Annotated in this window: 26 protein-coding genes and 1 pseudogene; 14 read left to right on the top strand and 13 right to left on the bottom strand. The window is 71.9% G+C overall.

Features of this window, described 5'->3' with window-relative positions; translation table 11 throughout:
- Positions 1 to 24: 24 nt before the first annotated feature.
- Complete coding sequence (locus tag ACZ6A9_RS16855) at positions 25 to 810, bottom strand: endonuclease/exonuclease/phosphatase family protein (RefSeq protein ID WP_468985766.1); 786 nt, start codon at positions 808 to 810, stop codon at positions 25 to 27.
- 660 nt (positions 811 to 1,470) lie between these two features.
- Here ACZ6A9_RS16855 and ACZ6A9_RS16850 point away from each other — a divergent pair.
- A complete protein-coding gene (locus ACZ6A9_RS16850; protein ID WP_468985506.1) occupies positions 1,471 to 1,674 on the top strand; it encodes a hypothetical protein in 204 nt (67 codons plus the stop codon).
- Positions 1,675 to 1,711: 37 nt separating this feature from the next.
- On the opposite strand, the gene ACZ6A9_RS16845 is transcribed toward ACZ6A9_RS16850, so the two are convergent.
- The 5 genes from ACZ6A9_RS16845 to ACZ6A9_RS16825 form a co-directional block, all read right to left on the bottom strand.
- Complete coding sequence (locus ACZ6A9_RS16845; protein ID WP_468985503.1) at positions 1,712 to 1,855, bottom strand: hypothetical protein; 144 nt, start codon at positions 1,853 to 1,855, stop codon at positions 1,712 to 1,714.
- A 161-nt stretch (positions 1,856 to 2,016) separates the two neighbouring features.
- Positions 2,017 to 2,709 (bottom strand): response regulator, encoded by a 693-nt coding sequence (locus ACZ6A9_RS16840; protein ID WP_468985501.1) that lies wholly within the window; start codon positions 2,707 to 2,709, stop codon positions 2,017 to 2,019.
- Positions 2,706 to 3,983, bottom strand: coding sequence for a sensor histidine kinase (locus tag ACZ6A9_RS16835; RefSeq protein WP_468985498.1), 1,278 nt, complete (start codon positions 3,981 to 3,983; stop codon positions 2,706 to 2,708). Before ACZ6A9_RS16835 ends, ACZ6A9_RS16840 begins: the two co-directional genes overlap by 4 nt.
- A 25-nt stretch (positions 3,984 to 4,008) precedes the next feature.
- Entirely contained in the window at positions 4,009 to 4,887 is an 879-nt protein-coding gene (locus ACZ6A9_RS16830; RefSeq protein ID WP_468985496.1) for a lysostaphin resistance A-like protein, read from the bottom strand.
- Positions 4,888 to 5,301: 414 nt separating this feature from the next.
- The gene (locus ACZ6A9_RS16825) at positions 5,302 to 6,177 is read right to left on the bottom strand and encodes an SCO4651 family lipoprotein (RefSeq protein WP_468985493.1); all 876 of its coding nucleotides are present in this window, start codon (positions 6,175 to 6,177) and stop codon (positions 5,302 to 5,304) included.
- 144 nt (positions 6,178 to 6,321) lie between these two features.
- Here ACZ6A9_RS16825 and ACZ6A9_RS16820 point away from each other — a divergent pair, with 144 nt between their 5' ends.
- Positions 6,322 to 6,861: a GNAT family N-acetyltransferase gene (locus ACZ6A9_RS16820; RefSeq protein WP_468985490.1), complete on the top strand. Its 540-nt coding sequence runs from the start codon at positions 6,322 to 6,324 to the stop codon at positions 6,859 to 6,861.
- Positions 6,862 to 6,953: 92 nt separating this feature from the next.
- Here the strand turns inward: ACZ6A9_RS16820 and gap are convergent, their stop codons facing one another.
- Both gap and ACZ6A9_RS16810 read right to left on the bottom strand, forming a co-directional pair.
- Complete coding sequence (gene gap, locus ACZ6A9_RS16815) at positions 6,954 to 7,952, bottom strand: type I glyceraldehyde-3-phosphate dehydrogenase (RefSeq protein WP_468985488.1); 999 nt, start codon at positions 7,950 to 7,952, stop codon at positions 6,954 to 6,956.
- A 104-nt stretch (positions 7,953 to 8,056) separates the two neighbouring features.
- Positions 8,057 to 9,013, bottom strand: coding sequence for a GlxA family transcriptional regulator (locus ACZ6A9_RS16810; protein WP_468985485.1), 957 nt, complete (start codon positions 9,011 to 9,013; stop codon positions 8,057 to 8,059).
- A gap of 322 nt (positions 9,014 to 9,335) precedes the next feature.
- Between ACZ6A9_RS16810 and ACZ6A9_RS16805 the strand changes: the two genes are divergently transcribed.
- Both ACZ6A9_RS16805 and ACZ6A9_RS16800 read left to right on the top strand, forming a co-directional pair.
- On the top strand, positions 9,336 to 9,962 hold the full coding sequence (locus ACZ6A9_RS16805; RefSeq protein WP_468985483.1) for a class I SAM-dependent methyltransferase: 627 nt from the start codon (positions 9,336 to 9,338) through the stop codon (positions 9,960 to 9,962).
- Between the two features lie 27 nt (positions 9,963 to 9,989).
- Positions 9,990 to 10,490: a DinB family protein gene (locus ACZ6A9_RS16800; RefSeq protein WP_468985481.1), complete on the top strand. Its 501-nt coding sequence runs from the start codon at positions 9,990 to 9,992 to the stop codon at positions 10,488 to 10,490.
- Positions 10,491 to 10,653: 163 nt separating this feature from the next.
- Here the strand turns inward: ACZ6A9_RS16800 and ACZ6A9_RS16795 are convergent, their stop codons facing one another.
- Entirely contained in the window at positions 10,654 to 11,178 is a 525-nt protein-coding gene (locus tag ACZ6A9_RS16795; protein WP_468985478.1) for a TetR/AcrR family transcriptional regulator, read from the bottom strand.
- Positions 11,179 to 11,354: 176 nt separating this feature from the next.
- Here ACZ6A9_RS16795 and ACZ6A9_RS16790 point away from each other — a divergent pair, with 176 nt between their 5' ends.
- Genes ACZ6A9_RS16790 through ACZ6A9_RS16780 form a run of 3 tightly spaced genes read left to right on the top strand, consistent with a single transcriptional unit; the run spans position 11,355 to position 12,839 of the window.
- Positions 11,355 to 11,768 (top strand): nuclear transport factor 2 family protein, encoded by a 414-nt coding sequence (locus ACZ6A9_RS16790; RefSeq protein ID WP_468985476.1) that lies wholly within the window; start codon positions 11,355 to 11,357, stop codon positions 11,766 to 11,768.
- Between the two features lie 5 nt (positions 11,769 to 11,773).
- The gene (locus ACZ6A9_RS16785; RefSeq protein ID WP_468985762.1) at positions 11,774 to 12,259 is read left to right on the top strand and encodes an anthrone oxygenase family protein; all 486 of its coding nucleotides are present in this window, start codon (positions 11,774 to 11,776) and stop codon (positions 12,257 to 12,259) included.
- Positions 12,246 to 12,839 carry a DEAD/DEAH box helicase family protein gene (locus ACZ6A9_RS16780; RefSeq protein ID WP_468985474.1) on the top strand — a complete coding sequence of 198 codons (594 nt, stop codon included), beginning with the start codon at positions 12,246 to 12,248 and terminating at the stop codon, positions 12,837 to 12,839. The genes ACZ6A9_RS16785 and ACZ6A9_RS16780 overlap by 14 nt, the downstream gene beginning before the upstream one ends.
- A 201-nt stretch (positions 12,840 to 13,040) precedes the next feature.
- On the opposite strand, the gene ACZ6A9_RS16775 is transcribed toward ACZ6A9_RS16780, so the two are convergent.
- Entirely contained in the window at positions 13,041 to 13,406 is a 366-nt protein-coding gene (locus ACZ6A9_RS16775; protein WP_468985472.1) for a hypothetical protein, read from the bottom strand.
- Between the two features lie 241 nt (positions 13,407 to 13,647).
- On the opposite strand from ACZ6A9_RS16775, the pseudogene ACZ6A9_RS16770 reads away from it, so the two are divergent.
- Positions 13,648 to 14,333: pseudogene (locus ACZ6A9_RS16770) on the top strand (IS5 family transposase); the annotation flags it as partial.
- 100 nt (positions 14,334 to 14,433) lie between these two features.
- The gene (locus tag ACZ6A9_RS16765) at positions 14,434 to 15,333 is read left to right on the top strand and encodes an NAD-dependent protein deacetylase (RefSeq protein ID WP_468985471.1); all 900 of its coding nucleotides are present in this window, start codon (positions 14,434 to 14,436) and stop codon (positions 15,331 to 15,333) included.
- Positions 15,334 to 15,402: 69 nt separating this feature from the next.
- Here ACZ6A9_RS16765 and ACZ6A9_RS16760 read toward each other — a convergent pair whose 3' ends face one another.
- The 3 genes from ACZ6A9_RS16760 to ACZ6A9_RS16750 form a co-directional block, all read right to left on the bottom strand.
- Positions 15,403 to 15,888, bottom strand: a complete 486-nt coding sequence (locus ACZ6A9_RS16760; RefSeq protein ID WP_468985468.1) for a VOC family protein — start codon at positions 15,886 to 15,888, stop codon at positions 15,403 to 15,405.
- A gap of 111 nt (positions 15,889 to 15,999) precedes the next feature.
- Positions 16,000 to 16,155 (bottom strand): hypothetical protein, encoded by a 156-nt coding sequence (locus ACZ6A9_RS16755; protein WP_468985465.1) that lies wholly within the window; start codon positions 16,153 to 16,155, stop codon positions 16,000 to 16,002.
- A gap of 150 nt (positions 16,156 to 16,305) precedes the next feature.
- Entirely contained in the window at positions 16,306 to 16,677 is a 372-nt protein-coding gene (locus ACZ6A9_RS16750; RefSeq protein WP_468985463.1) for a winged helix-turn-helix transcriptional regulator, read from the bottom strand.
- A 79-nt stretch (positions 16,678 to 16,756) separates the two neighbouring features.
- Between ACZ6A9_RS16750 and ACZ6A9_RS16745 the strand changes: the two genes are divergently transcribed.
- From ACZ6A9_RS16745 to ACZ6A9_RS16725, 5 genes are all read left to right on the top strand, one after another.
- Entirely contained in the window at positions 16,757 to 17,167 is a 411-nt protein-coding gene (locus ACZ6A9_RS16745; protein WP_468985460.1) for a RidA family protein, read from the top strand.
- A 131-nt stretch (positions 17,168 to 17,298) separates the two neighbouring features.
- Positions 17,299 to 17,658, top strand: a complete 360-nt coding sequence (locus ACZ6A9_RS16740; protein ID WP_468985458.1) for a sortase-dependent protein — start codon at positions 17,299 to 17,301, stop codon at positions 17,656 to 17,658.
- Entirely contained in the window at positions 17,655 to 18,269 is a 615-nt protein-coding gene (locus ACZ6A9_RS16735; RefSeq protein ID WP_468985456.1) for a class F sortase, read from the top strand. The genes ACZ6A9_RS16740 and ACZ6A9_RS16735 overlap by 4 nt, the downstream gene beginning before the upstream one ends.
- 99 nt (positions 18,270 to 18,368) lie before the next feature.
- Positions 18,369 to 18,860: an RNA polymerase sigma factor gene (locus tag ACZ6A9_RS16730; RefSeq protein WP_468985453.1), complete on the top strand. Its 492-nt coding sequence runs from the start codon at positions 18,369 to 18,371 to the stop codon at positions 18,858 to 18,860.
- Positions 18,844 to 19,263 carry a hypothetical protein gene (locus tag ACZ6A9_RS16725; protein WP_468985450.1) on the top strand — a complete coding sequence of 140 codons (420 nt, stop codon included), beginning with the start codon at positions 18,844 to 18,846 and terminating at the stop codon, positions 19,261 to 19,263. Before ACZ6A9_RS16730 ends, ACZ6A9_RS16725 begins: the two co-directional genes overlap by 17 nt.
- The last annotated feature ends 55 nt before the right edge of the window (positions 19,264 to 19,318 follow it).

Genomic DNA, 19,318 nt, shown 5'->3' with positions numbered 1-19,318 from the left:
CCCCGTCAGAGGGCCGGCCCCACCTCAGGCGACGTACACGTCGGTGTGGAGCACGTGGTGGTCCGAGTACGGGCTGGGCTTCACCCGGTGTCCAAGAGGGGCGATGCCGCGCAGGAAGACGTAGTCGAACTTGCTGTGCCAGTCGGTGGTGGGCGTGCAGGTGCCGGCCTGCTCGGGGTGGCACCGGGGGTCGGTGTCCTCGGCCAGCTCCCAGATAGGGGTGAGTTCCGGGGTGTCCGGCACGGCGTTGAAGTCACCGAGCACGATGGCGCGTTCGTGCCGGGCGATCTCCGCGGCGAGCACACCGGTCTGTTCGGCCCGTACCGACTCCTGCCGGCGTTGCGCGAGGTGGGTGTTGAAGACCCGTACGGGCCGGTCCCCCACGACGGTGGTGACGGCCATGAAGCCCCGGTCCTCGGAACCACCGTCGGGGTATTCGACGTTCACATGGTCGGTCATCGGCGCCGCGGAGAGGATCGCCTGGCCGTAGCCGCCCGGGTTCCACGGCACTCCCCCACAGCGGCCCCAGTTCTGCAGCACCGTCCCGTACTCGACGTGGTAGTCCAGCCCGTAGAGGTTCTCCAAGTGGTCCCGGACGCGCTCGACATCGCGCTCGCACGCTTCCTGCAGTCCGATGACCTGAGGTGCCAGCCTGGCGATCTCCGCCGCCCGGTCGGCGTTACTCTGCCCGCAGGGGTTGCAGATGTTCCAGGTCATCACACGGTTCGGCACGACATCACGGGCGGTGCCGACGGGCATCGGCCCGGCGGACAGGGCCCCGATCGGCGCGCTCGGTCCGAGGAGCACCATGCAGGCCACGACCACCGCGCCCGCGAGCAACCGCGTGCCCCGTCCGAACACCTTCGCCTCCCCACCGTGACTCACCACGGTAACCGACGGCTTCCCGCAGGAGCCGACGGGACCGAGAGGTCCGGGTGCCGTCCGTCCGCACCTCGTCGGCCGCTTCGCCGAACGCGTACGCGCCTCGGCCGCCCCCGCGTTCCCCGAGCGCGAGCGCCTCAAGGTTCTCACCCCCGGGAGCACGAGGTCCTCCTCCTCGGAGGCGAGGACCTGTCGAACCTCAAAATCGTGCACCCAACTGGTCATCAGCCACGAGGCCGTGAGGGCCTACGTCTCCCGCATTCTCACCGAACTGGATCTCCGCGACCGCGTCCAGGCGGTGGTCCGGCCCATCGGGCGGAGTTGGCTGGGGGACGGCAACCGAGCCTGACGGGCCGATGCCGTGCGGCGCGGCAAGCCGGCAGCAGCGGCTCGCTCCCACCCACAGCTCATCCGGTACGCCCCACGGCGGCCGCTGCGTTCTCTGGATCGGCCCAGGATCCCCCGAGCGAGCTACCTGTTCCGTCCTCTCCGGGGTGACGCGCGCCACCGGTGGTCCCTTGTTGACTCTCGAATCGTCAGCACAACGGCCGGACAAGGCCGACCAGCCCAGTAGCGAAGGACAACACCGTGATCACGACACGCAGTTCCACGCAGCACGGTTCTCCCAGAGGCCACCAAATCGCCGCAGCTCTGCTGGTTTCCACCCTGGCGGGAACCGCACTGGTCGCGTGTGACGCCGACACCAAGGGCTCGCAACCGGCCAAGGTCTCCGGCAGGAGCGTCGGCGAGACCGTGGGCGAGGCCAAGATCACCTCGGGTGCCCTCAGCTGACCCGTGAGGGCGGGTTGTCCCCGGAGGGGGCGGGCCCTCACCAGCTGCCGCCCCAGCGGCTCCTGGAGTCCGCCCCGTCGGGTGACGTGGGCTTGTCGGTCTCCTGGTCGGGTATGTCGTAGCGCGCGGCCAGTTCCGCCTCCGTGGCGGCCCGCAGGCGCGCACCGTCATGGTTCGGCATGTACCGCGCGAACCGCCAGGCCTGCACGTTCGTCGAACGTGCCGAGGCAGCAACCTCCAGTCGGCTCGGGGAGAGCCTCTCCACCGGCCTGATCCGTATGCCCGGCAACACGTCGGGCAGGGTGGAGTCGGGCGGCGCTGAGGGCATATGGCCGTGCAGGTTCACGGCGTGCCGGACACCAGTCCGACCCGGAAGGCGAGGACGACGGCCTGGACGCGGTCGCGCAGGCCGAGTTTCGCCAGGATGCGCGACACGTAGGTCTTGACGGTCTCGGGGGTGATGAACATCGCCGCAGCGATCTCCACGTTCGACAGCCCATCGGCAATCAGCTGGAGCACTTCCAGCTCGCGGGGAGTCAGCGCACGCACGACGTGCTGCCTGCCCGGCCGGGAGGTGTCGGCCGGTCGCAGATGCTGGGCGAAGTGGCCGATGAGGTGTCGGGTGACGGCGGGCGCCAGCAGGGCCTCGCCCTGGGCGACGGTGCGGATGCCGTTGACCAGTTGCGCCGGAGGCGCGTCCTTGAGGAGGAAGCCGCTCGCTCCGGCGTGCAACGCGTCGTAGACGTAGGCGTCGACGTTGAAGGTGGTGACGACCAGTACCTTCGGCGCGTCTTCGGTGTCGGGACCGGCCAGTTGCCGCGTCGCCTGGATGCCGTCGAGCAGGGGCATGCGGATGTCCATGACGACCACGTCGGGGCGCAGCCGCCGCGCGGCCTGGACCGCCTCGTGGCCGTTTTCGGCCTCCCCGACGACCTCTATGTCGGGCTGCGCGGAAAAGATGGTGACGTAGCCGGTCCGCACCAGCGCCTGGTCGTCGCAGACGAGCACACGGATGGGTGGCGACGCATCGCTCATGGGGTCACTCCTTGAACGGACGTGGACGGGATCCTGGCGCGGACCTCGAACCCGCCCTCGGGCCGGGGGCCGGCCACCAGTTCACCATCGAGCATCCGCACCCGTGCACGCAGCCCGGCCAGCCCGCGTCCACCCACGGGGCCCGGTTTCCACGTGGCCGGTCCGTCGGCCGGTCCGTCGGCCGGTCCGTCGGCCGGTCCGTCGGCCGGTCCGTCGGCCGGTCCGTGGGTGGTCACCTCGATCCCGATGTGCTCGCCGCCGTGCCGGAGCAGGACCCGTGTCGGCTTCCCGGCGGCGTACTTCATGGCATTGGTGAGCGCCTCCTGCACCACCCGGTACGCGGCCAGCTCCACATCCACGCTCCGCGGCCGCCGCTGGCCCTGCTCGTGGAACTCGACCGGCTGGCCCGACCTGCGGGCCTGCTCGACCAGGTCCCCCACCTGTCCCAGGGCGGGCGTCCGGTCCGCGCGCGCTGGGGCCGCGGACGCCGACTCGCCGGTCGCCTCCAGGACGCCGAGCAGGGACCGCAGTTCCGTCAGCGCCCGACGGCCGGTGTCGCTGACGGCCGTCAGCCCCTCGCCGGCGCGTTCCGGCGCGGACGTGAGCAGGAACTGCGCCGCGTCGGCTTGCACCACCATGGCCGTCACGTGGTGGGTGACCACGTCGTGCAGCTCGCGGGCTATTCGCGCCCGCTCGGCGGCCGTGGCCACCTCGGCAGCCAGTCGCCGCCGCTCCACCTCCTCCGTCCGCCGCGTGCGCACCGTGCTCCCCACCAGCCAGACCGCGGCCGGAGCCAGCCAGAAGGCGACGTAGTCCGGTGGCGCGAGCGGTGAGCCGAGGCGGTCCAGGACGACGGCCAGCACGGCGTAGCCCGCACTCGCCGCGACGGCCAGAGGGCGGCGGAAGCGGATCTGGTGGACCCCGGCGGAGTACAGGGCCGCATACAGCCCCACACTGGCGAACGTCGTCGCGAAGCCCAGCGCCTGGTGCACGGCGAACGCGCCCGCGACGACGGCCAGACAGGCCGCGGGCCACCTGCGGCGGACCGCCAGCGGCAGGGTCTGCGCCAGGACCAGCCCGACGCTCAGCACGTCCGCCGGCCGCTCGGGCAGATCGCCGATCTGCGCACCGAGGTTGGACAGGGCCGGCACGAAGGCCAGCAGGGCGAGCGTCAGGGCGAGGACGCCGTCCTTGGGGAGGACATCCCGCTCCTGCCACCAGTCGAGCGGCGCACGGAGCCGCGGAAGACTCCGGGGCACCTGACGGCTTGTCATTTCCGTTCCCTCCAGTCGGCCCGTGTCAGCGGCCCGCGCGTCGGGTCCCGGCCCCGCCGTTCCGGCGGGCGAGGACGAGCATCGGGACGGCGAGGGCCACGCCGATGAGGACGGGCACGACCGACGCCTCCAGGCCGAAGCCGCCGCCGGTCAGGAGGGCGGAGCCGTGGACGTCGACGGTGAACAGGCCCTCGGGGGTGTGTCCGGAGACCGGGATGCCGAGCAGCTGCTCCGTGGTGTTCCAGGCGAAGTGCAGACCCACGACGAACCAGATGCTACGCCGCCACAAGAACGCGGCTCCGAGCAGGACGCCCGCCTCCAGAGCGATCGCCAGTCCGCTCCACGCACTCGCTCCCGGGGCACCCAGGTGGACGGCGCCGAAGAACAGCGAGGTGATCACGATGGCAGCCCAGCTGCCCCACAGCCGCTCCAAGGCCTGCAGGGCAAGACCGCGGAACAGCAACTCCTCGGTGACCGCGGCGCCGATCTGCACGACGACCGCGGCCCGGACGACCGGCAGGAAGCCGTCGCCCGCCCACGAGAACGACCAGCCCCCGAACGCCGCGATCACCAGGGCGGAGACGAGGATGAAGCCCAGACCGATTCCGCCGCCCAGCAGCGCCTCCCGCCCGGCTCCGGACCGGGCGATCTCCGGCGTGGAGCGTCGTGCCACACGGTGCATGACCAACCAGTACACGGCCACCGCGGCGGCCGCGCCCAGCACCGGCACCGGGCCGGGTCCGGTCGCCGTCGACGCCGAGACCAGGCCGACGCCGGCCGACCCCGTCAGCATCCAGCCGAGCGGAGAACGCAGGATCCGGCCGGGACGGCCGCCGCGGTCCGGCTCCGGGGCCGGGTCCGGACCGGAATCTGTGCCGTGCTGTGTGGCGGACGTCGTTCCCATGGTGGCCTCCAGGCAATGGTCACACCCGTGGTGACCTGACGACCACGCTAGGAACCCGCGGACGTCCGCGAATCCCCCGCGCATGTACGGCTCCTGTAGCTCTCACGGGGGATGCGCCACCCGCCCCCGTCGCTCCGCCGCGGGACGCGGTGGAGGCGGGAACAGGGCCGGACGCCGTGAGAGGGGACGTATCACTCGTCCGGCTGGGAGGCGGGCCGGGGTGTCGGGCCGCGGAGTCGGCAGTGTGATCGGCGAGTGCGGCGGTCAGGGCGCGACCACACACCTCCCACCGCGAAGTCCAGGACCGATGTCCGGCTTCTCCACCGATGTCTGCCGGGAGGACCTCACGGCCGTCCAGCCCGCCTCGGCGCCTTCAGGCGGCCCTCGCCCCACCGGCCCTGCGCGGGACAGCCCTCAGCTCTGCTGCCCGCCGCCCCGCAGGGCCCTGTCCGTCACGTCCGTCACCTGCCCGGCCGGCGGGGCCTCGGTGTCGACCTCGGTGCCGAAGTCCGAGAACTGCATGACCGTGCTCATCTTGAGCTGCTGCGGCGCCGAACCGTCACCGGGCTTCGCGGAGGCGGAAGCCGTGTTCTTGACGGTCATGTCGATCTGCTGGCGGCGGAGCCGGCCGTCGTCGTCGAGCCACACCTGCATCGGCAGCGTGGGGCCGAGCTGCTCGCGCATCCGGTCGCCGCCCGGCAGCTCGGCCACGTCCACCGAAACCCGGTAGTGCGTGGTGTGCACGCCGTCGATCTTCTCGGTGCCGACCTCGGTGACGTCCTTGTCGGTGATCGCCTTGGCGAAGGCCGCGGTCTGGGCCGGGTCGCCGAACTGCTGGTTGCCGACACCCTGCTGAGCGGCGACCTTCTCCAGGTCGATCTTGATCCACGGTTTGCCCTCCGGCGCCTTCTGGCCCGGCGCCTTCTGGTAGAGCACCTCGTCGACCACCCGCTGTTCCAGGCTCTGGCCCTCGGCCGTGATCGTCATCACGCTGTCGCCCCCGGCCAGATCGAGGACACCCTTGCCCTCGGACGTGATCGTCCTGTCTTCCGCGGCGAGCTGCGTCCTGACCGTCATCCGTGCCGACTCGGCTTCGGCCGTCTTGTCGTACGCCGCTCGCACCGCCTTCGTGCTCCGCTCCTGGTCCTGAGCGCTGCCGCTCGCGGCCGACGACGCGCCGCCGTCGGCCTTCGGCTCGCCGTCCCCTCCACACCCTGTCAGGACGACGCTGCCCATGACGGCGGCGATCGTGATCGTGCCGGCCTTCATCCCCCTGCGACGCATCCGCATCCCCATCTCCTCAACGAGCCCTGCCCGACTGGCACATGGCTGTGGTCGGTGATACGGGTGCCCCGTGGCAGCGGACCATCACCCCACCGGACGCGCACGAGAAATCGTTTGCCGCGGGGTGAACTCGTCGGATAGGAAGCCCGCATGCTCACAGGGAATCTGGTCGGGCTGAGGGCCCGGCACGAGGACGACATACCGGTCCTGCGTTCCGAGCTCTACGACGACGTGGTCAACGGATCACGGGCCGAAGCCAGGCCGTGGCGGCCGATCACGCCCGGCTCGGACGATCCGCGGCTCGTGGTGGACGACGACGAGCAGGGGCGCGTGCCGTTCTCCGTGGTGGAGTTGGAGGGCGGCACGCTGGTCGGCACCGCGACGCTGTGGGGCATCGACACGCACAGCCGGGCCGCGCACATCGGGCTCGGACTGCTGCCGGCGTCGCGCGGCAAGGGCTACGGAACCGACGTGGTCGCGGTGCTCTGCCACTACGGTTTCGTCGTGCGCGGCCTGCACCGGCTGCAGATCGAGACGCTGGCGGACAACACCGCGATGCTGCGCTCCGCCGAGCGCAACGGCTTCGTCCGCGAAGGCGTGCTTCGCTCGTCGGCCTGGGTACTGGGTGAGTTCCTCGACGAGGTGCTGCTCGGGCTCCTCGCCGAGGAGTGGACGCCGGGCTCCCGGTAGACGGGGAGGCGTCGAGGCCGCCTGCGCCGTCCGTGGCGTAGGTGCCGACGGTCCGCGGGCGGTCGCGTCGCCGGGCCGGGTCCAGGGCCGGCTCAGCGGGCGGCGAGCAGTTCCAGGGTGTCGATCACCCGGTTCGAGAAGCCCCACTCGTTGTCGTACCAGGCGACCACCTTGATGTGCCTGCCGTCCACGCGGGTGAGGTCCGCGTCGAAGATCGACGATGCCGGGTTGCCGACGATGTCGGACGAGACCAGCGGGAAGTCCGCGTACTCGAGCACTCCCGCGAGCGGCCCCTGCGCGGCGGTGCGGTACGCCTCCAGCACCTGCTCACGCGTCACGTCCCGCGTGACGGTGGTGTTGAGTTCGACGATCGAGCCCACGGGGACCGGCACGCGGATCGAGTCACCCGACAGCTTGCCGTCGAGGCCGGGCAGCACCAGGCCGATGGCCTTGGCGGCGCCCGTGGTCGTCGGCACGATGTTGACGGCCGCGGCGCGGGCGCGGCGGGCGTCGCGGTGCGGGCCGTCCTGGAGGTTCTGCTCCTGGGTGTAGGCGTGCACCGTCGTCATGAAGCCGTGCTCGATGCCGGCGAGGCCGTCGAGAACCGCTGCCAGGGGCGCCAGCGCGTTCGTCGTGCACGAGGCGTTGGAGACGATCGTGTGCAGTTCCGGGTCGTAGGCGTCGTTGTTCACGCCGTACGCCAGGGTGACGTCGGCGCCGTCCGACGGCGCGCCGACCAGGACGCGGGTGGCGCCGGCGTCGAGGTGGGCCCGGGCGGCCTTGGCGGACGTGAAGCGGCCGGTGGCCTCCAGCACGATGTCCACGCCGAGTTCGGCCCACGGCAGCCGGGCCGGCTCGCGCTCGGCGAGGACCGTGATGCGGCGGCCGTCCACGACGAGGGCGTCGCCGTCGGCGGTGACCGGTCGGCCGAGTCGGCCCGCGGTCGTGTCGTAGGCGAGCAGTCGCGCCGAAGTGGCCGGATCCGTCAGGTCGTTGACGGCCACGACCTCCAAGCTGCTGTCGCGCTCGAGGAGCGCCCGCAGCACGTTGCGTCCGATGCGGCCGAATCCGTTGATGGCGATACGCGTCATGTGTGGTGTCCCTTCGTCCCCTGCCAGCATCGCGCCCGGCAGGGAGCCGTGGCAGCGGCATGATCGCCACGGTTCGAAAGGATCGCGCCAGGCCGGCCCGGGGCCTATTCGCCCCGGGCGAAGGTCCGCCGGTACTCGCTCGGTGTGGTGCCGAGGATCCGCTGGAAGTGCAGGCGCAGATTGGCCCCCGTGCCCAGGCCGACGTCGGCGGCGATCTGCTCGACGCCCAGCTGCGAGCGCTCCAGCAGTTCGCGGGCCGCGTCGATGCGGGCGCGCATCACCCACTGCATGGGTGTGTGTCCGGTGTCCTCGACGAACCGGCGCGAGAACGTGCGCGGTGAGACCGCCGCGTGCCCGGCGAGCGTATCGAGGGTGAGGGGTTCACCGAGGCGGCGCAGCGCCCACTCGCGGGTGGCGGCGAACCGCTCCCCGAGCTGCTCGGGCACGCTGCGCGGCACGTACTGGGCCTGGCCGCCACTGCGGTAGGGCGCCGCGACCAGACGGCGGGCGGCGTGGTTGGACGCGGCCACCCCCAGGTCGCCGCGCAGGATGTGCAGGCACAGGTCGATGCCCGAGGCGGCACCGGCCGAGGTCAGCACACTGCCTTCGTCGACGAACAGCACGTTCTCGTCCACGCGGACCGACGGGTGCTTGGCCGCCAGGGCTTTGGTGTAGTGCCAGTGGGTCGTGGCACGCCTGCCGTCCAGGAGGCCGGTGGCGGCCAGTGCGAAGGCGCCGGTGGAGATGGCCGCGAGCCGTGCGCCCCGGTGGTGGGCGGCGAGCAGGGCCTCGACGACGGCCCGCGGCGGATCCTCGCGGTCCGGGAACCGATAGCCGGGGACGAAGACGATGTCCGCCCACTCCAGGGCCTCGAGGCCCTGGGCGACGTGGTACGAGAGTCCGTCCCCGCCGGTGACCGGCCCCGGAGCCGCGCCGCACACCCGCACCTCGTACGGCATGCTCGCCCGCGTGGTGAACACCTGTGCGGGAATGCCGACGTCGAGTGGCTTGGCGCCTTCGGGGACGAGGACGGCGACGCGACGCAGGCGGGGAACTGACACAGGGGAAGCGTAGGCGAACCCGGGGTAGGCCGGGCAGGCCGGACGGTCCCTACGGCACCCGATGAGCAGGCCGGACGGTCCCATCCGGCCGCCGGTGGAGGACACCCCGGGCCCGGCCGCCCTCCGGAACAGGACGCACACACCGGAGCTGCCGTCACCGGCCGCATCCGCCTGCGCGGGGCGGTGCGCGCAGCGGGTGACGGTCGCCTCGGTCGCCGGGCCGGCGCGTCTTGGGCGTCTTGCCGTACCGGCAAGTTCGCGTGCCGGATTCCGGAGGTCCGGGCAAGACTCGGAGGTCCGATCCCTACCGAAGGAGTCCTCGATGAGCACCACCGATGCGGTCACGTTCTGGGACGGCGTCCACGCGAACCGCCCGGCACCCGCCGACCCCCGGCCGAACGTGCGTCTGACCGAAGTGGTCGGCGGTCTGGCGCCCGGCGATGCGCTGGATCTCGGCTGCGGCTCCGGCGGAGACGCCCTGTGGCTTGCGCGCCGCGGCTGGCAGGTCACGGCCGTCGACGTCTCGTCCGTGGCGGTCGCACGTCTGACCGGCCTTGCCGCGTCGCACGGCGTGGCCGACCGGATCACCGCCCGGCGGCACGACCTGCACGACTCCGTCCCTGCCGGACCGTTCGATCTCGTATGCGCCCACTACCTGCACACTCCCCTCGGCCTGGACAGGGCACGCGTGCTGCGCTCGGCGGCGCACGGGCTGAGGCCGGGCGGGCGCCTGCTGGTCGTCGACCACGGATCGACCGCTCCGTGGTCGTGGGACCAGGATCCCGATGTCCGGTATCCGTCCCCGCGGGAGGTCGCCGCGGAGATGGCACTGGCCCCGGACACGTGGACGGTCGAGCGGGCCGACGCGGCGCGCCGGATGGCGACCGGGCCGGACGGGCAGTCCGCCGAGGTCATCGACCACGTCCTGATCGTCCGCCGCACCGCCTGAATCGGAATCCCCCCACGAGGAGGCACCATGTCCGCCAATCCGCGCCGCCGAGGCCGCCGGGACACCCCTCCGCCGCGCACCGGCAGCAGTGAGGCCGAGGTCCTGCGCGGCTTCCTCGACTATCTCCGCGAGTCGATCTCCGCGAAGGTCGAGGGAGCTCCCGAACCGCACGTCCGTACGGCCTCGGTGCCGTCGGGCACGAACCTGCTGGGGCTGCTCCATCACCTCACGTTCGTCGAGCGGGCGACGTTCCTCGGGGACCGGGTCACCGACTGGCAGAGCACCTTCCGGCCCGCGACCGACGACAGCGTGGCCGATGTGGTCGGCCGCTACCGGGAGGCGGCGGCGCGGGCCAACGACGTACTCGACGGGTGCTCCGACCTCGCGGCTCCGCTGCCGCACCGTCGGCCGAGCACCCCCGCACCGAGCGTTCGCTGGGCACTCACCCACATGATCGAGGAGACCGGACGCCACGCAGGTCACGCGGACGTCCTCCGGGAACTCATCGACGGAACGACCGGACGCTGACCACCGCGCACGGGCACCCGGGGGCGGCATCACGGTCACCGTCCACCAAAGTCGCGGCAGCGCGAGGACGGCAATGGGTCCGTGGTCGACCAGCACCCTCGACGCCCGCCTGCACAAACCCTTCGCACCCTGGGCGGAGGAGCTGCTTAGGGTGCCGAGTTCCTCAGCCTGACCTCAGGAGGGCGAGTGTGGCGGTCCGTAGCCATGTCGCCGCTTCTTCCACTGACATGCGGGCCGCCCTGACTTCGTCGCCTGCCGCGTGGCCGAGAGCGGTGACTGCGGCCGCCAGCCAGGTGGCTGGCGGCGCGGGGTCGAACTCCCCTGACGCCTGGCCCTTCTCGATCAGCCGGGCGAGCCGGGCTGCGACGGGCTCATGCCGGGCCAGGTCGGCGTCGACTCCAGTGCGGGTACTTCCGAGCTGAAGGAGCACCGGGTTACGTTCGAACAGCCGCCAGCCGATGACCTGCAGCCGCAGTAGTGCGTCCTGGGCGGAACCACTCTTCTCCTCCGCCTCGTCCATCGCGGCCATGGCCTGGTCCGTGATCCGGTCGGCGACAGCGTCCAGCAGCGCGTCACGGGTCCCGAAGTGCGCGTACACGGTCTGGCGGGTGACGTCGGCCGCGGCGGCGATGGCGGCCATACCGGCGTCGGGTCGCTCAGCCAGCAGCCGGACCGCGGCGTCCAGCACTGCGGCCCTGCTGCGCTCGGCGTCAGCGCGACGGCGGGGCCGAACCCGCGGTGAGTCGCCCGGGGTCTCGAAAGCAGTCAACTCTTACACCCTTGTCAGATATGAACGCCTCGCTATATCTTACAGGCGTGTAAGAGATCACTGCGGGGGCGTAGCCCCGCACGCATGGCAGGAGCATGGTGAACCCTCTGCGTACGAAGCCTCCCGAGCAGTTCATCGCCGACTTCTTCACGACCTTCACCAACGCCGTCGTCCATGGCCCGGAAGACGCCTCCGACCTGATGTCCAGGTACTGCACCCGTGACGTCGTTCAAGTCGCCGACGGCGTACCCCTCGACTGGGACCGCCTCGCCGCTCACCTCCGCCCGGTGCGCAAGAACCAGCACGAGTTCCGGTTCGAGGTGCACGAGGCGTACGCGGACGCAGACTGGAGCGCGACCCGCTTCACGACTCACGCCCGGATACGCAAGGGGGGACCGGTTTCCACACGAGTCCACATGTTCGCGGAGTTCACCCCCGACGGCCTGTTGCGACGAGCCGAGCAGCTCACGCGAGCCGTCGCCCCCGTCGAACCGAGGGGCCGGGAGTGATCCGCATGCGCGTCCGGCTCGTCCAGGGCCTCGCCCTGCTGTCCACAGGTGCCCTTGCCGGCGCATTCGGCTACGGAGCGGCCAACCTCGTCCCCACCTTCGACGCCGTACCGCTCGACATGAGGCTGGCCTTCCACACCCAGTTGATGCAGATGAACGGCATCACCATGCAGGGCGCCATGGGCATGTCGGCGCTCACCGCCCTCGCGCTGGCCGTCATGACGCATGGTGCCTCACGGCGGCTGGCCGGAGGAGCGGGGCTCCTTGCCCTGGCGTCCTTCCTGATCACCCGTCTCGGCAACGTCCCCATCAACGGACGCATCAAACAGTGGGCGGCCACCTCGGCACCCGCCGATCACGCCGAAATCCTGGCTCGCTGGGAGGCGTTCAACTACGCACGCACAGGCGCCGCATTCGCAGCCTTCGCGCTACTGATCGTTCTCACCCTGCGCGGTGTCGATGCCGGCCAGTCAACAGGTGGCCGCCCGTAGCGACACTTTCCATCAGGGCACCGTCGCCCGGCACTTCGCGCAGCTCGCCGACCGCGGCCAGGGACGGCTCACCGTGAAGGCCAACGCCGACGAGTCCTACCGCGGCATCCTGGAACTGGCCGACCGCGTCGACACAGGCACGCTGGTCGACCTGGCCGGCGTCTACCGACGCGGCGAGGCCCAACCCCGCTACAGCAATACCCTGGACGAGACGAGGGCCTGGAGGAACCCTCCAACTCTGCGGCAGAGCCTCGAAAGCGAACGCGCCCGCCCCTGGACCGACGCCGAAAGCACCGGCTGCGTCACCACGCAGCTGCGGTTGCGCGAGGCAAGCCGCGGTCTCGGTAGCGAATGGCCCGCCCGTCCCACCACGATCGAAGCCCAGGCCCGACCGCTGCTGACCCCTGCAGCCGGCGCCCGGCTCGGGCCGGCCAGGCCGTCGTCGGCGTCTGCACGCTCCCGCAGCACCACCACGGGCAGGCGGTCGTCGACTTCCGGAGGGACGAAGCCATCAGAACGGCCGCCGACCGAGGGCTGCCAGCCGCCCGGACCCGAGCAACGCCCAGGACCGAGCAGATAGCCCCGGACAGCGTCCCGCAGGCGCTCACCGGCACCTGCGGAACGTCCGACCATCCGCCTTGCACCGCTCGCCGCCAGCCGCATGTTCTGGTTCCCCTGCCGTAGTCGCAGCACCTGGTGCACCACGGCGGCGCAGACGCAAGACGAAGCGGCCCCGGTCCTCCTGCTTCGACTGCCGAGCAGGCGGACCGGGCCGCAGATTTCAGTCCGTGTCGTGGATGCGCAGAATGACTTCGGCCGACCGAGTGCCAGGGATGAACCAGTCGAAGTTCTTGCGGACACCGGAGCCGCACGCCTCGACCATGTCGATCCATCCGGGGCCGCCGTCGGACCAGGCGGTGACCGTCGCACAGCGGCCGTCCGTGGCCGTGTCCTGCACCCAGCCGTAGACCTTCACCCCGCCGTTGGTGCAGGCGAGCTTCCAGTGGGCTGCACCACCGCGGGCGACGGGCGACGCCTCGGAGGGACAGGTGGCAGCGCTGGCCGGGCTGGCTGCACTGAGCGCCAACCCGGATGCGAGCACAGCCACGGACAGTGCGAAGACGAGGGTGTTCTTGAGCGCGGGCACGGCGTGCCCTCCTTCTCCGTCGGGGACGATCACGGAAGGTATGCAGACGGGACCGTCGGGTGAAACGCAGCCTCCCTCTGGTTCACCCTTCCGACGGGCGCGTGCGGGGGCGGTGCAGAGCGCGCGGCCTACGGTGAGCGGGTGTACGAGTCTCGCCCGCACCCGGCGTACGACGTAGAACTCCTAACGAAATGATCTTCGAGGTGGTTGGATCACTCCGGGAGCGTTGATCCGGTGCGGAGTGGCTCGGCCGAAGCCGTGGGAAGTCGATGACGAGTTGTGAGCGGGTGCACGAGCCGCTGTTGCCCAAGGTTGAGCGTCGGACCCGGCATCCGGGACGTAAACGGTGTCCGGACCGGCTGACGTTCCAGGGCATCCTGTTCGCGCTGCGCACCGGGATCTCCTGGGAACACCTTCCACAGGAACTCGGCTTCGGCTCGGGCATGACCTGCCGGCGTCGCCTGGCCGAGTGGACCGAGGCCGGCGTGTGGCCCCGGCTGCTTGAGGTCATCCTCGCCGAACTCCGCAGCGCGAACGCCCTGGACTTCTGTCTGGCGGCGGTCGACGGCTCCCACATCCGAGCGCTAAAGGGGCAGCCAAGACAGGACAAAGCCCCGTCGACCGGGGCAGGACGGGCAGCAAGCATCACCTGATCAGCGACGCCACCGGCATCCCGCTCGCCGTCCCCCTGACCGGCGGCAACCGCAACGACGTCACCCAGCTGCCCCCCTCCTCCAGGCCGTGCCGCCCGTGCGGGGCAAGCGAGGCCGACCACGAAGCCGACCGGACGCGGTGCTCGGTGACCGCGGCTACGACCACGACAAGTACCGCCGGCTCGTCCGGGGCCTCCGTGTGAAACCGCTGATCGCCCGCCGGAGCACCGAACACGGCTGCGGACTCGGCACCCAACGCTGGTTCGTGAAGCGCGTTTGTGCTGGAACCAGGGGCGGCCCCGCTCGGCCTTGTACGCCCGCCGGGCCGGCACGACCGCGCCGTCCCGCCGCCGCCGGTTCCGTACCCTTGCGGCATGCGCATGCGTCCCACTCTGAGCTGGACCCCGGCCGATGACCTGCCACCGGGCACCACGGACCTGACGCCGGTCGCCGACGCGCTGGGTGCCGGTGGTGTGCTGGTGCTCAGCGGGGCGGGCATCTCCACGGAGTCGGGCATCCCCGACTACCGCGGCGAGGGTGGGAGCCTGAGCCGGCACACGCCGATGACCTACCAGGACTTCACCGGCAGTGCTCAGGCGCGCCGCCGGTACTGGGCGCGCAGCCACCTCGGCTGGCGCACCTTCGGCCGGGCCCGGCCGAATGCCGGACACCGGACCGTGGCCGCGTTCGGGCGGCACGGTCTGCTGTCGGGGGTGGTCACCCAGAACGTCGACGGACTGCACCGGGACGCCGGCAGCGAGAACGTGGTGGAGCTGCACGGGGGCCTGGACCGGGTCGTGTGCCTGTCCTGCGGCGCCGTCAGCCCTCGGGCGGAGCTGGCGGCACGGCTCGAGGTGGCCAACGCGGGCTTCGCCCCGGTGGCCGCCGGGATCAATCCCGACGGTGACGCCGACCTCACCGACGAGCAGGTCGGCGACTTCCGTGTGGTGCCCTGCACGGTGTGCGGCGGCATCCTCAAACCGGACGTCGTGTTCTTCGGTGAGAACGTGCCGCCCCAGCGGGTCGAGCACTGCCGCTCGCTGGTCCGGGAGGCGACGTCGCTGCTGGTCCTCGGATCGTCGCTGACGGTGATGTCCGGGCTGCGGTTCGTCCGCCAGGCCGCCGACGCCGGCAAGCCGGTCCTGATCATCAACCGGGATCCCACCCGCGGAGACCGCCACGCCCGCACGCGCATCGCGCTCCCCCTGGGTGCCGCACTCTCCGCGGTGGCCGACCGGCTGGACGTCCCCGTCGGGGGCGAGGCGGCGGCCTGAGGGGAACCGGCCTCCGGGAGCGCCCGGTCGTCCGCGGGGCGGCCGCAGCCGCGGCCCCGTGCGGTCCGGTCACCCGGCGGCGGACAGGCGCCGTCGGAGTTCCTCCTCCGACACGTCCTCAAGGTGGGTCAGGAAGACCCACATGTGGCCCTGCGGGTCCTTGAGGATGACGGTGCGGTCCCCGTGGAACATGTCCGTCGGCGGCTGGAGGATCTCCGCCCCGGCGGCCTCCGCCCGCTTCGCCAGACCATCCACGTCGGGCACGAAGACGTGCAGCGTGACGGATGTGCCCCCGCCGAGGGAGGCCGGTGCGGCGAAGGAGCCGGCCTCCGCCTCCTCGACACTGGCGTCCCCCAGCATCAGCGCCGACCGGCCGATGGTGATCTCGGCGTGCAGGACCCCGCCGCCCGGGGCGTCGATCCGGAAGTCCTCACGGGCGCCGAAGGCCCGCTGGTAGAAGTCGATCGCCGCCGCGGCGTCGTCGACCATGATGTGCGGGATCACGGCATAGCGGTAACGCTCGGGGATCTCGGTGGGAGCTGTGCGCTCGCCCATGACGAACCTCCTCGGAAGGCGCCGCCGGGTCGGTCCCGCGGCCTGCGACGAACGTAGAAGCTCAAGTTCGGTTCAGGTCAAGCGCGGGCCGTGCCGCGGGCCCGGGGGAGGTCAGCCGAGCAGCACCGAGAGCAGCATGAGGAGCAGCAGGCCGGCCACGAGCAGGGCGGGTGCTCCGAGGATCAGCGCGACGATCCCCCACCGGGTCCGCCCCGGGGGAACCGCAGCCTTCGCCGGCCGCGCCGTCCCGTCCTGCGTCGCGCTCATACGCCCACTCCCGTCCGAGGTCCTGCGGTACGAACCGATTCTGCCAGTCGATGACCGGCCGGACCTCTGAACAGCGTTGGCAGCGGGCGTACTTGCCGCGCCGTGGACGAACGCCCGACAGAGAGGCGTGGCGCTGCGAGGAGCGCCCGGTCAGTCGAGGTCGAAGGCACGGCGGGCGCGTTCGATCTCGGGCATGTGGGCGGCGGCCCAGTTCAGGAGCACTTCGACCGGCGGCCGCATGGTCTTGCCCAGGGGGGTGATCCGGTACTCGACGGCGACGGGGCGGGAACTGAGGAGCACGCGCTCGACGATGCCGTTGCGTTCGAGCCGCCGCAGCGTCGCGGTCAGCGACTTCTGGGTCACCGCGGGAATGGCGCGGCGCAGGTCGTTGAAGCGGCAGGGCCGTTCGCAGAGTTCGTTGAGGACGCTGAGCGACCACTTGTCCAGCACCTGGTCGAGGAGCTCCCGGTGAGGGTGAGCGATCTCGAACCGGCCCTCGTGGTCCTGCGGGGTATCCGGCACGATACTTGGTCTCCTTGAAGTGTCCTTCGTGTACCAGGTAGCAAAGGTATACCTGATTGGCCCACACGAGGAGACCTCGTTGTCCGTCCGTCGTTTCACCCCCGATGGCATGCTTCACCCCACGCCGTACGAGCACGTCGCCGTCGGCACCGGCACGCGTCACGTGCACGTCAGCGGCCAGGTCGCCCGCTCGGCGGACGGGTCTCCCGTCGCCCCGGGCGACCTCGCCGGGCAGGTCGCCCACGCCCTGCGGAACACCGCGACGGGTCTGGCGGGAGCGGGAGCGTCGTTCGACGACGTGCTGCGGCTGACGTTCTACGTCACCGACTGGGCGCCCGAGAAGATCGGCGCGTTCATGGCGGGCGTCGAACAGGTCGCGGAAGAGATCGGGCTGACGGTGCCGCTCCCTCCGTCGTCGCTGATCGGAGTGGACCACCTCTTCGAGCCCGACGTGCTGGTCGAGGTGGAGGCGACCGCCATCCTCGACTGAGTCCGGCATCGGCGACGGCCCGGCTTTACCTTCTCTTTGCAACCCGGGCCGTCGCTGCCTCGTCTCTCCGCACGATCCATGACCCAGCCCGCCGGGTCACCCGTGCGGGCGGACCGGGAAGAGAGTGCCCCATGCGCCGAACTGTCCTGAACGCCTCGGTACTTGCCTGCACAGCCGTACTGGTGAGTGCGATGCCCGCTTTCGCCGACGACCCCTCCCCCGTCCCTGACACCGCGGTGTCCCCGAGCGCGTCGCCGACCCCCGTCGCCGAGACGGATCCGAGCCCGGTCCCCTCCGAGAGCGGCGAGCCGGCCCCGGCGGAGGACACGGGCGGGGTCACCGTCGTGCCAAGCGGCGCGCCCGACACCGGTGCCGCCCCGGCGCCGGAGTCCGCGAGCGACGGCGTCCTCGTCGGCGGCGGTGCCGCCGCGGTCCTGGCCGCCGGGGGCGCGGCCGTCTTCCTGGTGCGCCGGCGGGCGAGGGGGGAGTGAGGTCGCTCTCCAGGCGTGCCTTCGCCGCCGGAGCCGCGGCGGCCCTCCTCGCCGGCTGCGGCGACGCTCATCCGACCCGGCCGCCGGCCACCGAACATCCCCGGGGCACGGCCTCGGCCGCGCGCCCTCCCGAGGCACCGGCCCGGGTCCTCGGGCGTTCGGTTCCGGTCCGGCTCGAGATCCCGGCCATCGGGGTCGACACCCCGGTGATGCGGCTGGGGCTGGCCCCGGACGGCGGTGTCGAGGTGCCACCGGTCACGGCCGACGACAGGGCCGGCTGGTACCGGCACTCGCCGGCGCCCGGTCAGCGGGGCCCGTCGGTGATCCTCGGGCACGTCACGGTCGGCGCCCACGGGGACGGCGTCTTCCGTCACCTGGCGCGGCTGCGCCGGGGCGACCGGATCAGGGCACGCCTGGAGAACGGCACCACGGCGGAGTTCGCCGTCGGTTCGGTCCGCACCGTCGCCAGGGACGACTTCCCGACCGAAGCGGTCTACGGCGACGTCGGCCGTCCGGAGCTGCGGCTCATCACCTGCGGCGGCCCGCGCCGGGGGGACGGGTACCGCGACAACGTGATCGTGTTCGCCGCGCTGAGCGCCTCGACGAACTGAACTTCCCTCGGGATCCGGGGCCGCGCGGTGCGCCGCCGGTCCGGGATCCCGTCCGCGAGCGGTACCGCGACAGCGGTACCGCCACGACCATGGAGAGCATTGAAACGGTCCCGCGAGCAGGCAGCGTCCGAGCTGTTCGCCGCCCTCTATCCGCGCCTGGCCGGCTGGTGCCGCCGGCTGGTCGACGACGACGAGACGGCCCACGAGATCGCCTCGGAGGCGTTCACCCGGCTGTGGTCGCGGTGGACGTCCGTGGCGGAGCCCCGGGGTTTCCTCTACGTCACCGCGGCCAACCTGGTCCGGGACCACTGGCGCAGACTCGAGCGTGAGCGCAGGGCCGTGCGCCGGGCCGGAACCGAAGCCGCCGTCCGGCCCCACACCGAGGAGTCCGATCCGTCCGTGCGCCTGCTCGTGCAGTCCCTGCCGGAACGACTGCGCGTGCCGATCCTGCTGCACTACTACGCTGACATGCCGGTCCGGGAGGTGTCCGCCGTGACCGGCCGCAAGGAAGGCACCGTCAAGGCCGACCTCCACGCGGCCCGGGAGCTGCTCCGCACCCACCTGAGGAGAAGCCTTGATCACACGCTCTGACGAGGGCCCGGAGTTCGCATCCGACGATCCCCTCGCCGTCATCCTGCGGCCCACGTCCGACTACCTCGGCCCGCCCGCGGGGCGGTTCGAGGCGATCCGTCGGGGGGCGGCGCGGCGCAGGCGGTGGCGGGCCGCGGCCGGTGTCGGCCTGGCGTGCGCCGTCGCCGCGCTCATCGCCCTGCCGCTGCACGACGCGGTGGACGCCGGCCGGCCCGTCTCCCCCACGGTGCCGCTGGCCCCGCCCCCCGTGCGTGAGTCGTCCTCCCCCGTGCCGAGTCCGTCCGCGTCGCCGGAGCCCGCCCAGTCGCGGACCGGCCTGCCGGCCGCGACGGACGGTCCCGGCGTCTCGCCGGGGAGCGGGGTCGTCCCCACTCCGGCGCCGGTGGTGACGTCTTCGCCGTAGCCCCGCAACGGCTCCCAGGGGCCGCCCGTCACTGTCGGGAGGAGTCCGCCTCCGT

This window comes from Streptomyces sp. NPDC041124, from assembly GCF_055592385.1.
This window is presented reverse-complemented; position numbering and strand designations above follow the sequence as displayed.